Below are 18212 nucleotides of genomic sequence, written 5' to 3' on the forward strand. Positions count from 1 at the left end.
CTACTCCTTATCCACTAAAGCAAAGAAGAAGTTCTCTTTGACCAGGGTGTCAATGACTCGGACCGGTTTTAACTGATTCCCGGAGATCCCCCGCATGATCATCAAATCACGATAGAGGGCATAGGTTTCTTCCTGAACAAAGGAAATCTCCGAAGGACTCAAGACCCCGCTTTTTACCTTGGAACCAATCGACGGGTTGGCCGTACCCAGCTTCTCTTCCATAATTTGCCGATATTCCTGATATTTTTCTCTGGCTAAGCGCTTTTCTGCTTCAATAAAGATTACATAGCGACCCGGTGATATCGCCACATCGGCATAAACCGAATAATCCACCAGTTCACAGTCGGTGGCTTTGGCAAATTCTTTAACCGCCCAGGAAATGCACTCTTCAGTTGTCTTTTCCCCAGCAATGCTGACCATCTGGTTAAGCCGGTAGACAAATTGGATCTTGGGACATTTTTTATACCAACCCACAACACGAACCACATCTTTGATTCGATAGCGATAAAAACCTGAGGTATTCGTCAGGACAATTTCATAATCCTTGCCGGTTTCCAGTTGCTCCATGGTCACGGTTTCTTCACCTTCCTGATCGACGGGAATAAACTCATAAAAAGCCGAATCCGGAATCAGTACAAATTCCTGGGATTCCATTTCGTTGCAGATTGCCATGATCGATTCCGAGGCCGCATAGACGCTAAAATAAATGGGAATCTCCCCTAAATAATGGCGCATTTTATCGGTATAGACTGAGAATCCACCGCTGCCGATGGCATGTACAAAGGCCAGCTCGGGCCAGATTCTCGGCACAATCGGGGTCTCAAAGCCTTTTTCAAATTCGTTACGCAATTCCGCTGCCCGTTTGGGATTGGGCTTAATCTGCTTAAGTAGCTCATCTTTAATATCATCCGGAATCTTTATGTCGGGATGGATCGTGCCTTTTTCAATATCTTCAACGAGTAATTCCCAGTTTATTTCCAGATATTTCATTAAATCCGATACTGCTGTCATAAAAGCTGAAGCAATATACGATAATGACCGTTCTTCAAGGGCAAAGCGAAGATGGGCATATTTGGTGTCCATAATTTCCCGGGGAAAGACAATTTCTTTGGGCGAGGTGAACATCAGAAACAGCAGATCTTTAATGCTGTAAACGCCCCGTCCTGAAATCGACCCGGCAAACAAACCATTGGGCAGGGTTTCGAATTTGACTTCCATCAGGTTTAGACCACGACCCCGTTGCCATTTTTTCCCCAGAGCCCGGGCAATGATGGCAAAGCTGAACTGGGTGGCATATTCCCGGTACAGGTCAACCGTTTGCTCCGAAACCGGGATCTTCTTGGGATTATCCACACTGCCCGAGGTCAGGGCATAGTGAACAATCTTATCGGTGGTCAGCAGATTTGTTTCACCAGCAATCATCCGCTCGATATAGGGAGCATAATCATCGTAAATGGAAAAAGGCACCATTTTTTTATAGTCTTCGATGGTATTTATCTGATCAAAATGGTAGCGTTTGCCATACTCGGTATCGGCATTTTTTTTCAGCATATTAAGCATCAGCTGTTTATTGATTTCTGGGGCATTTTCAGTTAAATGATCAAAATTCTCGATTTTTTTATACCCCTTTTTGATATTAAGAGAATAGACCAGTTTGGGAATTAACTTTATCATTTTTCGCCTTCCTTTGCCCAGCGAGTGATCCAGTCACTTTCCGGGTATTTTTTTACAAAAGTCGGAAGCTTGGTCTGATTGACATTCTTACCCGGCATAATTGACCGGGTAAACAGTGAGTCCCGATACCCGTCTTTGACAAGGATCACCTCCGCTGCCAACAGTTGATACGCTTCTCTCAACAGTTTATAACAAAAATTCATCTCACACAAATGGTTTTCCAACACCTGTTTGAACACCTCACTGTTAAGCGTTTTCGAATATGGCTCCAGAATAAAGACCAGTTTTTTATCATCTTGATCCCAAAAAATCTGATAAAAACGAATTTCTTCATTTTGCTTCGAGGCGACAGCCTGGAGGGATCTTTCGATTTCATAGATTCTGATTTTTTGATTTTCAATTGCCAGATATTCGGATTCCTTGCAGACAAAAACAATCCTTGGGTTCTGGTCCTTGATCTCCGTGACGCAAACAATGTCTTTCATGTTGTAACGGTACAATCCGGAATAGGAGGTGATAATAAGTTCGTAATAATCACCTTCTGTCAATTCATGAACCAACCGTGTTTTCCCATCTGTTGACCCCACTGGCAAGAATTCAAAAAAATAACCAAAAAGCGCCAGTAATCCGGCCGCATCCTGAGGCCGGTCAGGGATGTTAAACTTGCCTTCGCTGGCACCATAGCCCCATTCCAAAAACTTGACCGTCGGGGGTAAAATCTTTTTCACATCGGCAACAATTTTTGCCGCACTGGACGACATCCAGCAGGATACGACTGAGAATTCCGGCCAGATTTCCGCCACATCGAGGGTCTTTTTTTGCGCAAGAATTGTTCTTAATTCCTCCGCCCGCTCCGGGTTTGGCTGACATTGTGAAACCAATTTTTCCCGCAGCGCCTGGCCAATATTGATTTTTTCAGATATCTGCCCCGTGCTGATATCTTCCAATAAGTCTGTGGCAGTGGCATTCATTTTTTTAAGCAAGATGTTAAAGTGAGCAATATTACTGCAGACAACCCCAACCAGATGCTTTTCTGCTAAGGCATAGCGAATCGTTAGATAATCCGTCGCTTCGTTGCTCAGATCTTTCGCCAGCATCATTTCTGACGGTAACACCATTTTTTTTAACATCTCAACCGGCATGTCCTTGGCCGCTTGACCAGACGCTGAACCAATCGGAATGCCGCCTTCAGTTTTTCCATATTCCGAAGGGTTGGCAATGGCCAGCACCTTTTTTCCTGGAACCATCACTTCCGGCGCCAGCATCAGCAGTATGATGGCGCGAATCTGTGAGACCAGGCCCTTGACCAGCTCGCCGTTTTTGCTTTCCGGCAGTAGCTTGGGTACACCGGTGGAACCACTGGTGGCAATAAAACTAGCGGCTGCGCCATTAAAAAAAACATCTTGGGCGCCTGCTTTAAGCCGTTCGATTTCGACTTTTACCTGAGCATAGTCTGAAAATGGTATCCTGTTTCTGAAATCATCAATTGTTTTAATCTCCGAAAAACCCATTTTTTTTCCAAACTCAGTATTTTGGGCAGATTTTAAAATATCCTGAAGCACACGCAATTGTGTAACCTCAGGAGTTTTTTCCATCATATAAAAATTTTTAATTAAGTGTTCATTGGACATTCCTTTTAAATGCTCAGGAATACACTCATCCTGATACGCATTAAAGCTGTCATTCGAAATCCCTTCCGAAATTTTATCTGCTGTCATTTTTTCACCCTTATTCGATGGTTAAAATATCAGAGAAACCAGTCATATCAAACACTTCCTGAATTTCCGGTTTAACATTTTTAATCACCAGACTACCATTAAGGGCCTTGGATTTTTTTTGGATCAACAGCAATACTCTTAACCCGGCGCTACTGACAAAGTCCAGCTGATCAAAATCCAGGATCATTTGAAATCCTTCTTTGCTGTAGTAGGCTTCCATCTCTTTTTGAAACTCGGGAGAGGTATTGGTGTCCATTCGACCTTCCAGTTCTACTACAAATAATTCGCCTTCTTGTTTTACTTCAATTTTCATTTTGTTACCCTTTCTTTCTGAATTAATAATATCATTGCGCATTTTTTAAATGGAATAAAGATTTCTTATTTTGAATTTTAATTGATCATACCACAATAATTTGCGGTGTGCAATTGCAAAAGCATTCAAAATGTAATCTTGTATCACTATTCACCGTAGCTGAATACACCGCTGTCATATTATAAAATAATGAATCTAAATGACAATTAGCCTGATTACCAACCTGTTATCAGGTTGCACCTCTTTTTGATACGATTATCGTTTTTTATTTACATATTGATTTTTATTTTACATCTTCGTTACATTCTATTTACAACAACAATGTTTTGTGTTAAAATCATTACACTTAGAACAAATCTGTGAACCAGTGATTTCAATTAAAATTTTAAATAAATAAAGGGAAGGAATGTCATGAAAAAGAACTCTATTATCTCTATTATTATTATCCTACTTATCCTCCTGACCGCCATTTTGTTTGTTCGCGGCTGCAGCCAAGAAGGAAGCGAAATGAAAAGCTATACTGTGGCGGGCACCTACACTGAAACAGCTACCTATCAGAACGGGGAGATTAAGGTTTCTGGTGTCAACAATGAAAATGCCACCTTTACCGGCAATCTAACTGTTGTTGACTCGGTCGTCGATGGCGATATCCGATTGACGAACTCTGCCGTTCAAGGAGAATTGTTAATCAAAGGCGGTGGCACCGTTTATCTGGATGGTGGTTCCTACCAGAATGTCACCCTCGAAAAACAGGGCGTAAAAATTGTCCTTCTCGGTGCAGCAACGGTCGAAAATCTCACCTCCCGAGCCGCTGCCACAATCATCGTCGACAACCAGAGCAAGGTAAAAACGCTGAATGTCGATAAAGCTGCCAGCCGAACATCAATTACCACCCAGGAAAATGGTACCATTGAATCCATCCAATCCCGAGGTATCAGCGATATCGTTCTGAATACACCGGCCAAGCTGATTGGTTTTGGCACCAATGCCAGCGGCTCCACCTTGGTAAGCAATGCCGTTATTGAAAAAATTGTCGCTGAATCGAAGGTGTCTCTAACCCTTAATGCTAATGTTGGAACTGTCTTATTAACAGCAACCGGTGAAGGAACCAACGTCATCCTTGGTAACAATGCCGTTATCACATCCCTGGCCACCGAAACCCGGGTGGAAATTACCGGCGAAGGCAGTATCACCAGTGCCACCACCAATGATGTTCTGAATATCACCGGCACCATCACCCCGGATGTCGTATATATTACCACCAAACCGGTGGTTACCGATGCCAATGGCGGACTGACGGTATCAACCAACACCAACCGTACCGCCGATACGAATTCAGGTAGCGGTAGTAGCAGCTGGTATTCCGATTCCAGTAGCTCGGGAACGATCATCAACTCCAAATATGATGTACCGCCTCTGAACCCAGTTGATCCGGTCGAACCACCATCACCGCCGACTCCCCCCAGTCCACCCATTAACATCCCCGTGGAAGCAATTCAGGTCACCCCGGTGGAAGCCGATGTGATTATGGGCAATACCTTAAAACTAAATACGGTTATTTTCCCGGCCAATGCGACGAATCAAACGATTATCTGGGAATCCTCCAACGCTAATGTTGCGACGGTCACCAATGGAGTGGTCACACCCGTAGCCAATGGTGAAGCCACGATTACTGCCCGAACTCAGGACGGCAATAAAACGGATACCTGTAAAATTACCGTTAAAACCAATATCGCCGCGGTCACTATGATCAATACCATCAATGCCACCAACAACGCTATTGCTGAGACCATTGCTTATGACAGCAGTTATAACCTGCCGGTAGTGGTCATTGTTCAAGGCTATGGCAGTGATGTGTTCCCCTGTTCTGTCACCTGGACGCCAAACACCGTTGATACTAAAAAGGTTGGCGAAACCCTCTATACGGGAACTCTGGTCATGCCAGCCGGCTATGTCAACTTGAATAATGTCCAAGCGACCATAGCCCTCACCGTTTCTGCTCAACCTTTAATTACTGCCAGTTCTGAGCTGACATCCCAGCGGGTCTACTTAAATGAAGATCCTGCGCCAATCTTTGTGGAGGCCAGTGTCACTGAAGGCAAGACCTTAACCTATCAATGGTCTTACCGTTCCGGCGATTCAGAAATTCCAATGCCAGAAATCATGGGTCCAATTTATGACCCGCCGGTATCAAGCACCCCGGGGACGAACTATTATACTTGCGTAGTCTCGTCAGAAAATGCTGAACCAGTAACAGTCTTGGCTGGTATCGTTGTTACCAGCGCTGATCCGGCAGTTTTGCCGGACGCTGCAGCTCCGGAAGCCATTGATGAAACCAGTCCTTCCGCTACAACTACGGAATTATCTGAAATGCCAACCATTAATACACAACCGACCAGCATTTCTCAGCTCAGCGGCGTCGCTTTAGCCACCAGTTTAGCCCAAGCGACCCGGACTGCCCAAGCTGCCCTTGGCACCCCCAAGGCCGATATTACCACGGCTACTTTTACAGTGGATGCCCAGGTCAGTGACGGCGGCGAACTCACCTATCAGTGGTTTGAAAGTACCGATGCCATCAACGCCGATGGCAAGCCAATTGATGGCGCTACCGATAAAACCTTTGCTGTCGATACTTCCGGACCAGCGGGTACCACCTACTATTATGTGGAAATTACCAACACAAAAGCCGGTTGCCTACCGGTAACGGCCGTCAGTCTCCCAGTTTCTCTTACCATCGTATAACAAATTAAGAAAATTAAAAAGAAGTGATCCGCCAACTTAATGGTGATCACTTCTTTTTTAGTTATAACGCCTGTAATGAATACTTATTCCATTTCGACAATTAATTCGCCGGATTGGACACTTTGACCTTCGGAGACGTAAATTCGCTTGACCTTGCCATCTTCACTGGCGACCATTTCAGTTTCCATTTTCATCGCTTCAACAACAACCAGCGCCTGATTTTGTTTAACCGCTTCGCCTTCGTTGACCAGCACTTTTAAAACCGTTCCTGGAATCCCTGAACCAATCTGTTTCGAATTTTTGGGATCAGCCTTGAGCATTGTAACCTTCTGCTTGGCAGAGAGACTGCGCTTATCTTCAATGTAGATTTCCCGACGGAAACCATCCACTTCAAACATCACCGGACACATCCCCTCATCATTTGGCACGCCGATATTGACCAGTTTAATGATAAAGCGTTTGCCCTTGGACACTTCAACGTCGATCACCTCACCCACTTTTAGCCCATAGAAGAAGGCATGGCTTTCCATTCGCATGAAGTCGCCGTATTCCTGAAGGAATTCGAAATACTCTTTCATGACCTTGGGATACAGAGCGACGCTTAATACTTCCCGATCATCCAGTTCAATGCCAAACTCTTCCTGGAAATCTTTTTTTATTTTATCAAAATCTTCGTCCGGTAACAGGATTCCGGGCCGCACAGTGATCGGTTCGATTCCCTTTAAAACTATCTTTTGCAGCTCCGGATCAAAGCCGCCTTCCGGCTGGCCAATCATACCCTTATAAAAATCGACCACTGAATCCGGATAAGCTAATTCCTTGCCCTTGGTTTTAATATTGTCGACGGTCAGATCATTCTGAACCATAAAGATAGCTAAATCTCCAACGGTTTTTGATGAAGGGGTTACCTTGACGATATCTCCCAGCATCAGGTTGGCTTCCAGATATTTTTCTTTAACTTCTCGAAACTTATGACCCAAGCCAAAACTTTCCACCTGAGCCCGGAGGTTGGAATATTGACCGCCTGGGATTTCCAGCTTATAAATCTCGGTGGAGCCCGATTTCATTTCCGATTCAAACTTACTGTAAACCTGCCGAGTCGTCCCCCAGTAATCGGATAAAATCTGGAGCTCATCCTCATTTAATCCAGTATCGCGGGGCGTATTTTTGAGTGCCGCCACAATCGAGTTAAGCGCCGGCTGCGAGGTTAAACCGCTGACGCCATTTAAAGCCGCATCCGCAATATCAGCGCCAGCCATCTGTCCAAAGAGCACAGTGGCTACTCCGTTACCAGTGGTATCATGGGTATGCAGATGAATTGGCATGGCCACTTCCTGTTTCAGAGCTTCAATCAGCTTATAGGCAGCACCAGGTTTTAATAAGCCGGACATATCCTTAATCGCCAGAATATGGGCCCCAGTTTTTTCAATTTCCCGGGCCATTCTCAGGTAGTAATCGAGATTATATTTGGTTCGCGAGGTGTCCAGAATATCGCCAGTATAACAGATACTGACTTCAGCAATCTTATCGGTTTTTAAGACCTCATCAATGGAAATCTTCATCCCATCCATCCAGTTGAGGGAATCAAATATCCGGAAAATATCGATACCACTTTTGGCCGCTTCCTGAACAAAAGCCCGAATGACGTTATCCGGATAGTTTTTATAACCAACTGCATTGGCGCCACGAAGGAGCATCTGGAATAGAATATTTGGTACGCGCTTGCGCAGTTCATCCAACCGTCGCCATGGAGATTCTTTTAAGAAACGATACGCCACATCAAAAGTTGCCCCGCCCCACATTTCCAGAGCAAAGAGATCTGGCACCAGAGCGGCAGTTTCTCGGGCAATCTTGATCATATCCCGGCTGCGAACCCGGGTTGCTGCGATAGATTGATGCGCATCTCTAAAGGTGGTATCAACCAACAACAGTTTTTCCTGATCCTTGATCCATTGCACCAAGCCAGCAGGGCCCTGTTCATCCAATATCTGTTTACTGCCCCGAAATTCAGTATCCACAGGAATTGCAGGAATATACGGTTCATCATAATCAGGCTTATTGCCAAAGGTTTCATTGACGATGATATTTCCGAAATATTTGAGGACATTGGACGCTTCACTCTTCTGATCTTCTATTTCAAACAGTTCTGGGTGATCATCAATAAACTTGGTATCGCATTTTCCTCCGATAAAGGTGGGATGCTGAAGCACATTGATTAGAAAATCTTTATTGGTCTGAACCCCTTCAATTTTCATCTCCTTGAGCCCCCGTACCGCTTTACGACGGGCATCTTCAAAGTTTCTGGAGAAAGCGGTGCTTTTTACCAGCAGACTGTCATAGTAAGGGGTAATTTCAGCTCCGGTAAACCCATTGCCGCCATCAAGACGAATCCCGAAGCCACTCCCGGTTCGGTACACATCCAAGCGTCCGGTATCGGGCATAAAGTGGTTTTTCGGGTCTTCCGTGGTAATTCGGCATTGGATTGCAGCTCCCCGGGTCTCAATCGAATCCTGACTGGGAATGCCAATTTCGGCCGAATCCAGTGGTAAACCCTGGGCAATTAAAATCTGCGACTGAACCAGATCGATGCCGGTAACCAGTTCGGTGACGGTGTGTTCCACCTGAATTCGGGGGTTCATTTCAATGAAATAGTGATCGCCCTTTTTATCAACCAGAAACTCAATCGTTCCGGCATTCCGATAATTGACTTCCTTGGCCAACTTGATGGCATCCTTACAAATGGCCTGGCGCTGCTCCTCATTGATACTCAATGACGGGGTAAATTCCACAATTTTCTGGTGTCGGCGCTGGATCGAGCAATCCCGCTCAAAAAGATGAACGACATTGCCGTGGTGATCTCCAAGAATCTGTACTTCAATATGTTTGGGTTCTTCCAAATATTTTTCCACAAAAATGGTGCCGTCGCCAAAAGCCTTGGTTGCTTCACTGGTGGCCGAATGGAACTCTTTTAAGAGGTCTTTTTCTTCCCGGACAATTCGCATGCCCCGACCTCCGCCACCTGCAGCTGCTTTTAGAATAATCGGATAGCCGGCTTTCTTTGCAAACTCCAGAGCTTCAGAATCTGAGGTTATTGGTTTTTCAACCCCGGGAATGGTTGGCACATTGACACTTTTGGCCACAATTTTCGATTGAATCTTATCACCCATTTTTTCCATCATTTCATGGGTTGGTCCGATAAAGACAATTCCTTCTTCTTCACAGCGTTTTGCAAAAAGTGGATTCTCTGAAAGAAAACCGTAACCAGGATGAATGGCATCGACTTCCTTTTTCTTAGCCAAGGTAATGATCTTATCCATATCCAAATAGGCTTCCACCGGGCCACCGGTGCCAGTGATCAGGTAGGACTCGTCAGCCTTGGTTCTAAAAAGAGACAGCTTATCTTCCTGTGCATAGATGGCTACGGTATGAATGCCCAGTTCCTGACAGGCCCGGATAATCCGGATGGCAATTTCTCCGCGATTGGCGATTAGTACTTTATTAAACTTCTTCATCTTTCCTTCTACTTTCCCGCATGCATTTTTATGCATCCTAATTCTCATTTGCAAAAAATTAATTGTAGCTATTATATAAAATTGTGCAGAAATATTAAAGCTATTTTTTCAGGATTATCAAATTATTTTTTTCTGCTGCTTTTTTGTCCGCAGTTCTACCTGATTTCGCCTTAAAACGGATTTCTCATCACTTCTGCTTAATATTTACTTTATTTAACTTTTCGGCCGTAACCTGGTGGCGATATTTTTTTACCACCGTCATGTCAGTTTTTTGGGGAGCCTTGACAATTCGCTTCGGGATTCGTTGATACGGTTTCAAATTGCTCCGAACTTTATTATTTTCCTTTGCTTTGGCTTTTTCGATCCGTTCATTTTCCAGACGTTGAAAGCCATAACGTCTTTCGGTCTCTGCTTCCATTTTCTGGTTATCTGAATAAAGCGTCGTTGAGAGCCTGCTAACCAAAAAATATCCAGGAATAACAATCACCAATACAATTATCAACATTCCGATATCCATTGCTATTTGCCTCGCTCATCCTTTTCCTTTTTTTGGATCCAATCTTTCTGATATTTCTTGCTGGAAACCAGAATTTCATTCAAAAACCGTTCATATTCTTTTCCATAATTCTTGTTTTGCAACTGGATCAGGTTTTTTTCCAACATTTTTTCTTCCCGACTTTGATCGAATATATTCCCGTGGTTACTGTATTTATATTCAGCGACCGCCTGGATACAATCCATACGCTGCTCAAACAACACCCGCATCTGAGCATCGATCGCATCGATTTCATTTCTGATTTCATCTAATGACTTCAATGGCAACCTCCTTAAATTAAAAAATCGGCCAGACAGATGGCGGTAGCGGCTTCCACTACCGGAAAGGCCCTGACAACGATACAGGGATCATGACGCCCCTGTATAGTCAGAGCTGCGTCTTTTCTTTCCGCCAGATTAATGGTCTGCTGTTCCTTACCGATGGATGGTGTTGGTTTAAAAGCCACCTGGAAAACAATTGGCATTCCGTTTGAAATTCCACCATTGATGCCGCCGTTATAGTTGGTAACAGCCTCGATCTGTCCATCCATAATGCGCAGCGCGTCATTGGTTTGAGACCCTCGCAGGCTGGCCACCTCAAAACCAGCGCCAAAGGTCACCCCTTTGACTGCCGGGATGGAAAACAGTAAGGCCGATAACCGGCTTTCGATGGATTCAAAAAAGGGATTGCCAATTCCCGGTTCCAGACCGGTAATAAAGCCTTCCACCGTACCACCCACCGAATCCTCTTCGGCCATCGCCGCAATGATCTCCTGTTTCATGGCATCTTCCAGTTTGGCGTGATAAAGGGGAAAGGCCGGGTTTGCAAAGCCCTGAATCAAAGTTTTGTAAACTTTCCAGTCACAAATCTCAGTATCCTTGACGTTCCCGATCGATACAATCCGACTACCGATTGCCAGCTCTGGTCGAATCACCCGGATGATCTCTTTGGCAATGGCTCCGGCAAATACCAGAGGTGCCGTCAAACGACCGGAAAAGTGGCCACCACCGCGATAATCCTGAAAGCCACCATAGCGCACGCTGGCCGCATAATCAGCGTGACCCGGTCGCATCAGATCTTTGGTTTTGGCATAATCACCAGAACGGGTATTTTGATTGCGGATCAATCCGGCCAGCGGAGCCCCAGTGGTTTTACCATTGAAAACACCACTGAGGACTTCAATCTGATCGCCTTCTTTGCGGGGCGTGGCCAGTGGATTTCCCCGGGCGGCCCGGCGGTTTAGCTCATTCTGAACCCGGTCCAGATCAATGTCAATCCCGGCCGGAAGGCCATCAATGACAGCACCAATGCCATTGCCATGGGATTCACCAAAAATTGAAAGTTTAAATTTATTTCCCCAGGTCGAGCCCAATCCACTCACCTCCCATTGTCTTAAAGTCTTCCCAAAAATGGGGGTAGGATTTATTGACGGCTTCAGCGCCCTCAATAATAACGTTTCCGGTAGCGCGAATCGATGCAATCGCCACCGCCATGGCAATCCTGTGATCGTTATGACTCGTAACCTGGCCGCCAGTGAAACGGTCAACCCCATGAATCACCAGACCATCGGCAGTTTCTTCCACCTTACCACCCAGTTTGTTCAGCACATCAGCCGTGGCCATCAGGCGATCCGATTCTTTAAAACGGAGCCGCTCGCCATTGATAATTGTGGTGGTTCCCTTACTCAGACTCCCAACAACTGCCAATATCGGAACCAAATCCGGGCACTGGGATACATCAATAATGGTTCCCGAGGTTTCGGCTTTTTTGACAATTAATTTATCTGCGCCAATACTGATATCGCCACCCATTTCTTTTAAGATGTCAACAATCACCTTATCTCCCTGTTGCGATGCAACATTCAAATCGCAACAATCCATCTGTTTACCAATGGTACCCGCCACCAGCCAGAATGCTCCCTGCGAGAAATCACCTTCAACCCGATAGTTACTGGAAGTATAGGCCTGATTCCCTTTGATCACAAAACGCTGATCATTCTCATTGATAATCACAATCCCAAAACTCTTTAAAACGTCCAGCGTGATGTCAATGTAGGGTTTGGATTCCAGTGTTGATGTCAGTTCGATCACCGAATCACCGTTGAGTAGCGGCAAGGCAAAAAGCAGCCCGGTAATAAACTGTGAGCTAACCCCGCCATCTATCTGATAGACGCCTGGCGTCAACATTCCTTCCACTGCCAGGGGTAAATCCTGATCCTTATCAAGATGTTCATACTGGATGCCTTTTTCAGCAAATATATCATAATAAGGTTTCATCGGCCGGGTAACCAGCCGCCCTTTTCCGGTAATAATCGCCCGCTTCGGCTGCAGCAACACAATTGGGATAATAAACCGCAAGGTTGACCCCGATTCATTGCACTGGATCGTCTCCGACTTAAGCACCAGCGAATCGCAGCCCCTAATCGTCAGGGTAAAACGACCGTTTTGCTCTTCTTGCTTTTCAATGCTGGCCCCCAAAGCGATCATGGCATCACAGGTGGCAATCATATCCTGTGACATCAGCACATTTGAAATCACGCTTTCACCCTTTGCCAACCCCGCCGCAATAATTGCCCGATGACTGACACTTTTTGACGGCGGTATTTCCAGACTGCCGCTTAATAACCTTGGTGTAATTTCTATCGTTCTCATTTTCTTCCTCTTAATTTTCTATTATCTAAACAGTTCGATGGCCTGGGGTTTCTGGATTTTAACAATCTGGGCCTTGCCAATTTTTTCCAGGGCACAGATATAAAGCGAGTTATTCTCGAATTTTTTGTCAGTGAACAGAATTTCTTGAACCTTGTCCAAAGGCATTTTCGGCAGTTCAGTTGGGAGCCCGTAATTCTCCAGAATTTCGATGATGTTGTCATAGGTATCTTTCTGGCTGATCCCTTCAGCAACGGTTTTCTTGGTAATCTGAGCCATACCAATTGCCACCGCTTCCCCGTGTGAGTATTTCTTGAATTTGAAATAGGTTTCCACAACGTGACCAATAGTGTGTCCAAAATTAAGGATCCGGCGCAACCCCTGTTCATGCTCATCGGTTTGAACCACATCCCGTTTAATCTGACAGCACTTGGCAATGATCTCTTCCATATCTTCGACCAGATCCTCGTAATAGGCATAACCCATCAGCTTAACAAACAGTGGTGCACTGCTGATACAACCGTATTTGATCACCTCAGCCATACCGTCAATCATATAATGATCTTCCAGTGTTTCTAAAAATAAGGGATCGATGATCACAGCACGGGGTTGATGAAAAGCCCCCACCAAATTTTTGCCATAATCCAGATCAATCCCGACCTTACCGCCAACACTGCTGTCTACCTGAGCCAACAACGAAGTGGGTACCTGGATCAGATCGATGCCACGGAGATAAGTGGCTGCACAAAAGCCGCCTAAATCCCCTACTACACCGCCACCCAGAGTCAGAATGGCATCACTTCGAGTGATATTGCACTTTATCAGTTCGTTGTAAATCTCGGCAGTTTGGGACAAGCATTTGCTGGCTTCCCCAGCCGGAATGACAATGCTGTAAACTTTGGGGCCAGCTTGACGAACCTGCCGTTCCACCTCACCTAAGTATTCTTTGGCAACATTTTTATCGGTGATAATCACTACCTTATGATACTGGGAAAAGAGCGCTTTCATTTGGGACAACCGCCCTTTAATACCTTTTTCAATAATAATCGGGTACTGGTGTGTATTCTCTGTTTTGCAAATTAATTCCTTCATTTTCTCGGCTCCTTTAAAATCTTAACCTCTATTATATCATAGTTTTTTCAATTTAAAACCATAAAGCACGTTCCCACCCTTAAAATAGTTTGAGTTTTGTTTACACATGTCTTTCAGTGAAAGACAGATTTTTTTATAAAAGAACCGCCTTAAACAAGACGGTTACACTAACGCAGTACCGACAATTGTTACATCCTGTTGTGAACTAGGGGACAGTCCCTACGCATCGAAGCGAACATGGCGTAGCTGTTCGATTCTGCGCGAAGGCAACGAGCCAATCATAAGCTTGCTTATAGTTGGCGACTACCCGCGACCAATGCGAAAGGAGCATAGCGGATTTCGCATTGCGCAGCAAACAACAGATTAACAATTGGTCGGTACGGTAGTTTAATGATAAACTCAGCGGTCTTGGGTTTATCGGTCTTCCTTGAAATAGTTTTTACCGAGCCAGGCCGGTTCTTTTTTGTTGCTGCTCTTACGCATCGATGTAAAGATCAAAACAAACACCGTTGCCAGGTAAGGCAGCGCAGTAAACAGGTAAATCGAAACCGGCAGGTTGTATTGCTGCAACCAGAAGCTGGCAATATCCAGAGCCCCAAAAAAGTAGGCCCCCAGCATTGCCTTACCAGGATTCCACATTGCAAAGATAACCAGTGCCACGGCAATCCAACCCCGGCCGCTGACCACATTAACCGGATAAATACTGATGTAGACCAGCGATAAAAAGGCTCCACCCAGCCCACACAGAGCACCACAGAGGGCAATGTTGAAATACTTGTACTTATCGACCGGGATACCACTGGCATCAGCCGCCACCGGGTTTTCTCCGACCATCCGGGTGTTAAGCCCCCATTTGGTTTTATAGAGATAAATATAAATGGCAATGACCAAAAAATAAGAAAAATAAACATAGCCACTCTGATTAAAAAAGATCTGTCCCAGATAAGGAATGTCGCCTAAAATCGGTAGCTTAACCGGAGCAAAAAAAGTGGTAATGGCATCCGGTACTTTTTTACCGACAAAGTTCTTACCAAAAAAAGCAGCGAAACCCACGCCAAAAATACTGAGTGTAAGACCAGTAACCACCTGATTAGCCTTCAAACTGATGGTCAAAAACCCATAAATCAAGGCTCCGGCAGCACCGGCCAAAGCGGCACAAACAACCGCCGTATAAGGATTGCCAAAGGTAAAACCGGCAATAAAGCCAATGACAGCACCCATCTGCATCATCCCCTCAACCCCCAGATTAAGGTGTCCAACTTTTTCTGAAATAATTTCTCCCAGAGTTGCATAAAGCAAGCAGGTTCCGGCTTTAACCGCTGCTGCCAAGAAAAAAACAAATTCCATTTATGCAACCTCACTTTTCGTTTTATCAGAAACCAACCGATACTGCAGTACAAACTCGCTGCCCAGAATAAAAAACAGAATAATCGCCTGAATCATTTCCGCCACTGAACCAGGGATCTGAAAAGCCGTCTGAATATAAGAAGCGCCCTGAAGCAGCACTGCAAAAGCAAAAGAATTGACCACTACAAAGGGAACCTTAAGCCCTGACAACCAGGCCACGATAATAGCAGTAAAACCCAACCCACCGGTAATTTCAGTCGACAGGGCCCCACTGACACCAGTGGTTTGCATCATCCCGACCATCCCGCATAAACCACCGCTGACCAGTGCAGCAATGATAATGGTTTTGGTGACATTAATCCCAATATAGCGGGCGGTGTTTTCACTTTCACCCAATACCGCTATTTCAAAGCCAATTTTAGAACGATTCATAAAATAATACATTGCCAGCACAATGATCACCGCCATCAAAATACTTAAATTAAAGCCACCTGCACTGGGAAGCAAGGCATTTTCCGGAAGATTGGCAATTTTGGGCATCCCATTGGCCGCCGGATCTTTCCAGAAATCATATTGCAAAGCAGTTACCAGCGTCAGCGCAATGTAGTTAAGCATTAAGGTGAACAGGGTTTCATTGGTTCCAAATCGGGCCTTGAAAAAGGCTGGAATCATCAACCAGACGGCCCCAAATAAAAATGAAACGATGATCATCAGCACGAGCATAACCGGCAGTGGCAAGTCCGGAAGGAGCCGTACCACCAGGGTGGTTCCCACGGCGCCCATCAGAAACTGTCCCTCAGCACCGATGTTCCAGAAACGCATTTTGAATGCCACCAGCACCCCCAAAGATAGAACCAGTAAGGGTACCATCTTTTCGACAGTGGCCGCAAAGCGGTACAGTGAACCAAAGCAGCCCTGGACAATCCCGATATACAATTCAAGTGGATTCGCCCCAGCCACCAGAACAATGATCGATGCCACGGCCAAAGCTGCCAAAACGGCTGATAGCCTGACAATTATTTTTTCCCGAGTCTTCGGAACTTCTTTTTTTACGATATGGAGCATGCTTCTTCTCCTTCACTTCTTACTCCGGACATCATGAGTCCTATGGCTTCTTTGGTGGTTTTTTTAGGATCGACAATCCCGGTGACCCGACCTTCACATAAAACCATGATGCGATCACAAAGACTCATCAGCACATCAAGGTCTTCTCCTACATACATGATCGGTTTCATTTTTACTTTTTGTTCATTGAGTAAATCGTAGATAATTTGTGACGATCCCACATCCAAACCCCTGGTGGCATAAGCAGTCACCAGCAGTTTCGGTTCCAATTCAATTTCACGACCCAGCAAAACTTTTTGAATATTACCACCAGAAAGCAAACTGACGGCATGATTTTCAATGGCCGGCGTCGATACATTGAGTCGTTCGACCAGGGCTTCAGCCTTATCACGAGAAACCTCCCGGGAAATACCCAGACCTTTTTTATTGCGGTAGTCTTTCAATAAAACATTATCAATAATATCCATCGAAGAAACCAGCCCCATCCCCAGACGATCCTCAGGCACAAAACTCAGACTAATCCCCATCTGACTGATTTTTTCAGGATTTTTCCCGACAATGTTCTCACCTTCGAAAATTATTTCTCCCGATTTGATATGGTAGAGTCCGGCGATTCCTTCGCATAATTCTTTCTGACCACTACCGGCAATACCCGCTACTCCCAGAATTTCCCCGGCATAGAGATCGAAGCTGACATGATCCAGAATATGAACCTTATTGCGATCAATGGCTGTGATGTCTTTTACTTCCAGGCATTTCTGGCCCCGTTCAACTGGAACATACGGCACATTGAGCTCCATCACGTCGCCAACCATCATTCCTGCCAATTCCTGGGGCGTGGTTTCTTCCTTATTCACCGTTTGAATGGTAGTACCCTTGCGCATAATGGTAATTCGGTCACTGATTTCCATGACTTCTTCCAGTTTGTGGGTAATAATAATGACCGAACAACCTGTTGCCACCATTTTTTTGACAATTTCAAAGAGATTCTTTATTTCCTGAGGGGTTAAAACCGCAGTCGGCTCATCGAGAATTAAAATATCGGCCCCCCGATACAAAACCTTAAAGATTTCCAGACTCTGCTTCTCAGCGACAGACATTTCATATACCTTTTTATTGGGATTAATGTCCATCCCCAATTGTTCAATCAATTTCCCCATCTCATCTAAAATCTTTTTCTTATTTAAAAAAGGACTTGTTTTTCGACTGCCGGCGGCCACGTTCTCCATGGCTGAAAATACATCCACCAATTTATAATGCTGCGGCAGCATTCCAATACCCAAATCCAGTGCAATCTTAGGAGAACTTATATTGACAGGCTGTCCTTTCACTTCAATCTGTCCTTCATCCGGCATATAAATACCGTTAAGAACATTCATCAGTGAACTTTTACCCGCTCCGTTTTCTCCTAATATAGCATGTACTTCTCCCTTTTTTAATGAAAATTCCACATGATCCAGGGCTTTGACCTTGCCAAAAACCTTTGTGATGTTCTCCATTTTTACGACATAATCATTGTTCATGCTTTCACCTTTACTAAAAATAGCGGACAGAGCCCAAAGACTC

Annotated in this window: 13 protein-coding genes; 1 reads left to right on the forward strand and 12 read right to left on the reverse strand. The window is 45.0% G+C overall.

All coding sequences use genetic code 11. From position 1 onward, the window contains the following. The 3 genes from Q7P33_RS02315 to Q7P33_RS02325 are packed head-to-tail and all read right to left on the reverse strand — an operon-like array spanning position 1 to position 3705. Entirely contained in the window at positions 1 to 1674 is a 1674-nt protein-coding gene (locus Q7P33_RS02315; protein ID WP_303867107.1) for a GH3 auxin-responsive promoter family protein, read from the reverse strand. Beyond that, the gene (locus Q7P33_RS02320) at positions 1671 to 3392 is read right to left on the reverse strand and encodes a GH3 auxin-responsive promoter family protein (RefSeq protein ID WP_303867109.1); all 1722 of its coding nucleotides are present in this window, start codon (positions 3390 to 3392) and stop codon (positions 1671 to 1673) included. Before Q7P33_RS02320 ends, Q7P33_RS02315 begins: the two co-directional genes overlap by 4 nt. Positions 3393 to 3402: 10 nt before the next feature. Beyond that, positions 3403 to 3705 (reverse strand): STAS domain-containing protein, encoded by a 303-nt coding sequence (locus tag Q7P33_RS02325; RefSeq protein ID WP_286808418.1) that lies wholly within the window; start codon positions 3703 to 3705, stop codon positions 3403 to 3405. Positions 3706 to 4116: 411 nt separating this feature from the next. On the opposite strand from Q7P33_RS02325, the gene Q7P33_RS02330 reads away from it, so the two are divergent. Continuing rightward, on the forward strand, positions 4117 to 6447 hold the full coding sequence (locus Q7P33_RS02330) for an Ig-like domain-containing protein (RefSeq protein WP_303867111.1): 2331 nt from the start codon (positions 4117 to 4119) through the stop codon (positions 6445 to 6447). A gap of 83 nt (positions 6448 to 6530) precedes the next feature. Here the strand turns inward: Q7P33_RS02330 and Q7P33_RS02335 are convergent, their stop codons facing one another. The 9 genes from Q7P33_RS02335 to Q7P33_RS02375 all read right to left on the reverse strand — a co-directional run bounded on the left by Q7P33_RS02335 (position 6531) and on the right by Q7P33_RS02375 (position 18169). Further along, positions 6531 to 9959 carry a pyruvate carboxylase gene (locus Q7P33_RS02335; RefSeq protein ID WP_303867112.1) on the reverse strand — a complete coding sequence of 1143 codons (3429 nt, stop codon included), beginning with the start codon at positions 9957 to 9959 and terminating at the stop codon, positions 6531 to 6533. 187 nt (positions 9960 to 10146) lie between these two features. Continuing rightward, a complete protein-coding gene (locus tag Q7P33_RS02340) occupies positions 10147 to 10476 on the reverse strand; it encodes a hypothetical protein (RefSeq protein ID WP_303867114.1) in 330 nt (109 codons plus the stop codon). Positions 10477 to 10478: 2 nt separating this feature from the next. Further along, positions 10479 to 10775, reverse strand: coding sequence for a chorismate mutase (locus tag Q7P33_RS02345; protein ID WP_303867115.1), 297 nt, complete (start codon positions 10773 to 10775; stop codon positions 10479 to 10481). Positions 10776 to 10786: 11 nt separating this feature from the next. Next, positions 10787 to 11866, reverse strand: coding sequence for a chorismate synthase (gene aroC / locus Q7P33_RS02350; protein ID WP_303867116.1), 1080 nt, complete (start codon positions 11864 to 11866; stop codon positions 10787 to 10789). After that, entirely contained in the window at positions 11844 to 13145 is a 1302-nt protein-coding gene (gene aroA / locus Q7P33_RS02355) for a 3-phosphoshikimate 1-carboxyvinyltransferase (protein WP_303867117.1), read from the reverse strand. Before aroA ends, aroC begins: the two co-directional genes overlap by 23 nt. A 21-nt stretch (positions 13146 to 13166) precedes the next feature. Beyond that, positions 13167 to 14234, reverse strand: a complete 1068-nt coding sequence (aroB, locus tag Q7P33_RS02360; protein WP_303867119.1) for a 3-dehydroquinate synthase — start codon at positions 14232 to 14234, stop codon at positions 13167 to 13169. A gap of 414 nt (positions 14235 to 14648) precedes the next feature. Then, positions 14649 to 15581, reverse strand: coding sequence for an ABC transporter permease (locus Q7P33_RS02365; RefSeq protein WP_303867121.1), 933 nt, complete (start codon positions 15579 to 15581; stop codon positions 14649 to 14651). Then, positions 15582 to 16646: an ABC transporter permease gene (locus Q7P33_RS02370; protein ID WP_303867122.1), complete on the reverse strand. Its 1065-nt coding sequence runs from the start codon at positions 16644 to 16646 to the stop codon at positions 15582 to 15584. It lies immediately after the preceding gene. Then, positions 16631 to 18169, reverse strand: a complete 1539-nt coding sequence (locus Q7P33_RS02375; RefSeq protein WP_303867123.1) for an ABC transporter ATP-binding protein — start codon at positions 18167 to 18169, stop codon at positions 16631 to 16633. The genes Q7P33_RS02370 and Q7P33_RS02375 overlap by 16 nt, the downstream gene beginning before the upstream one ends. Positions 18170 to 18212 lie beyond the last annotated feature (43 nt).

Origin of the sequence: Acetobacterium wieringae, from assembly GCF_026646375.1 — a bacterium.
Classification (GTDB): Bacteria; Bacillota; Clostridia; order Eubacteriales; family Eubacteriaceae; genus Acetobacterium; species Acetobacterium wieringae_A.

Excerpts from the sequence above, each read along its gene's own strand:
- Q7P33_RS02315 (WP_303867107.1), bottom strand. The coding sequence starts at position 1,674 with ATGATAAAGTTAATTCCCAAACTGGTCTATTCTCTTAATATCAAAAAG.
- Q7P33_RS02320 (WP_303867109.1), bottom strand. The coding sequence starts at position 3,392 with ATGACAGCAGATAAAATTTCGGAAGGGATTTCGAATGACAGCTTTAAT.
- Q7P33_RS02325 (WP_286808418.1), bottom strand. The coding sequence starts at position 3,705 with ATGAAAATTGAAGTAAAACAAGAAGGCGAATTATTTGTAGTAGAACTG.
- Q7P33_RS02330 (WP_303867111.1), top strand. The coding sequence starts at position 4,117 with ATGAAAAAGAACTCTATTATCTCTATTATTATTATCCTACTTATCCTC.
- Q7P33_RS02335 (WP_303867112.1), bottom strand. The coding sequence starts at position 9,959 with ATGAAGAAGTTTAATAAAGTACTAATCGCCAATCGCGGAGAAATTGCC.
- Q7P33_RS02340 (WP_303867114.1), bottom strand. The coding sequence starts at position 10,476 with ATGGATATCGGAATGTTGATAATTGTATTGGTGATTGTTATTCCTGGA.
- aroA (WP_303867117.1), bottom strand. The coding sequence starts at position 13,145 with ATGAGAACGATAGAAATTACACCAAGGTTATTAAGCGGCAGTCTGGAA.
- aroB (WP_303867119.1), bottom strand. The coding sequence starts at position 14,234 with ATGAAGGAATTAATTTGCAAAACAGAGAATACACACCAGTACCCGATT.
- Q7P33_RS02365 (WP_303867121.1), bottom strand. The coding sequence starts at position 15,581 with ATGGAATTTGTTTTTTTCTTGGCAGCAGCGGTTAAAGCCGGAACCTGC.
- Q7P33_RS02370 (WP_303867122.1), bottom strand. The coding sequence starts at position 16,646 with ATGCTCCATATCGTAAAAAAAGAAGTTCCGAAGACTCGGGAAAAAATA.
- Q7P33_RS02375 (WP_303867123.1), bottom strand. The coding sequence starts at position 18,169 with ATGAACAATGATTATGTCGTAAAAATGGAGAACATCACAAAGGTTTTT.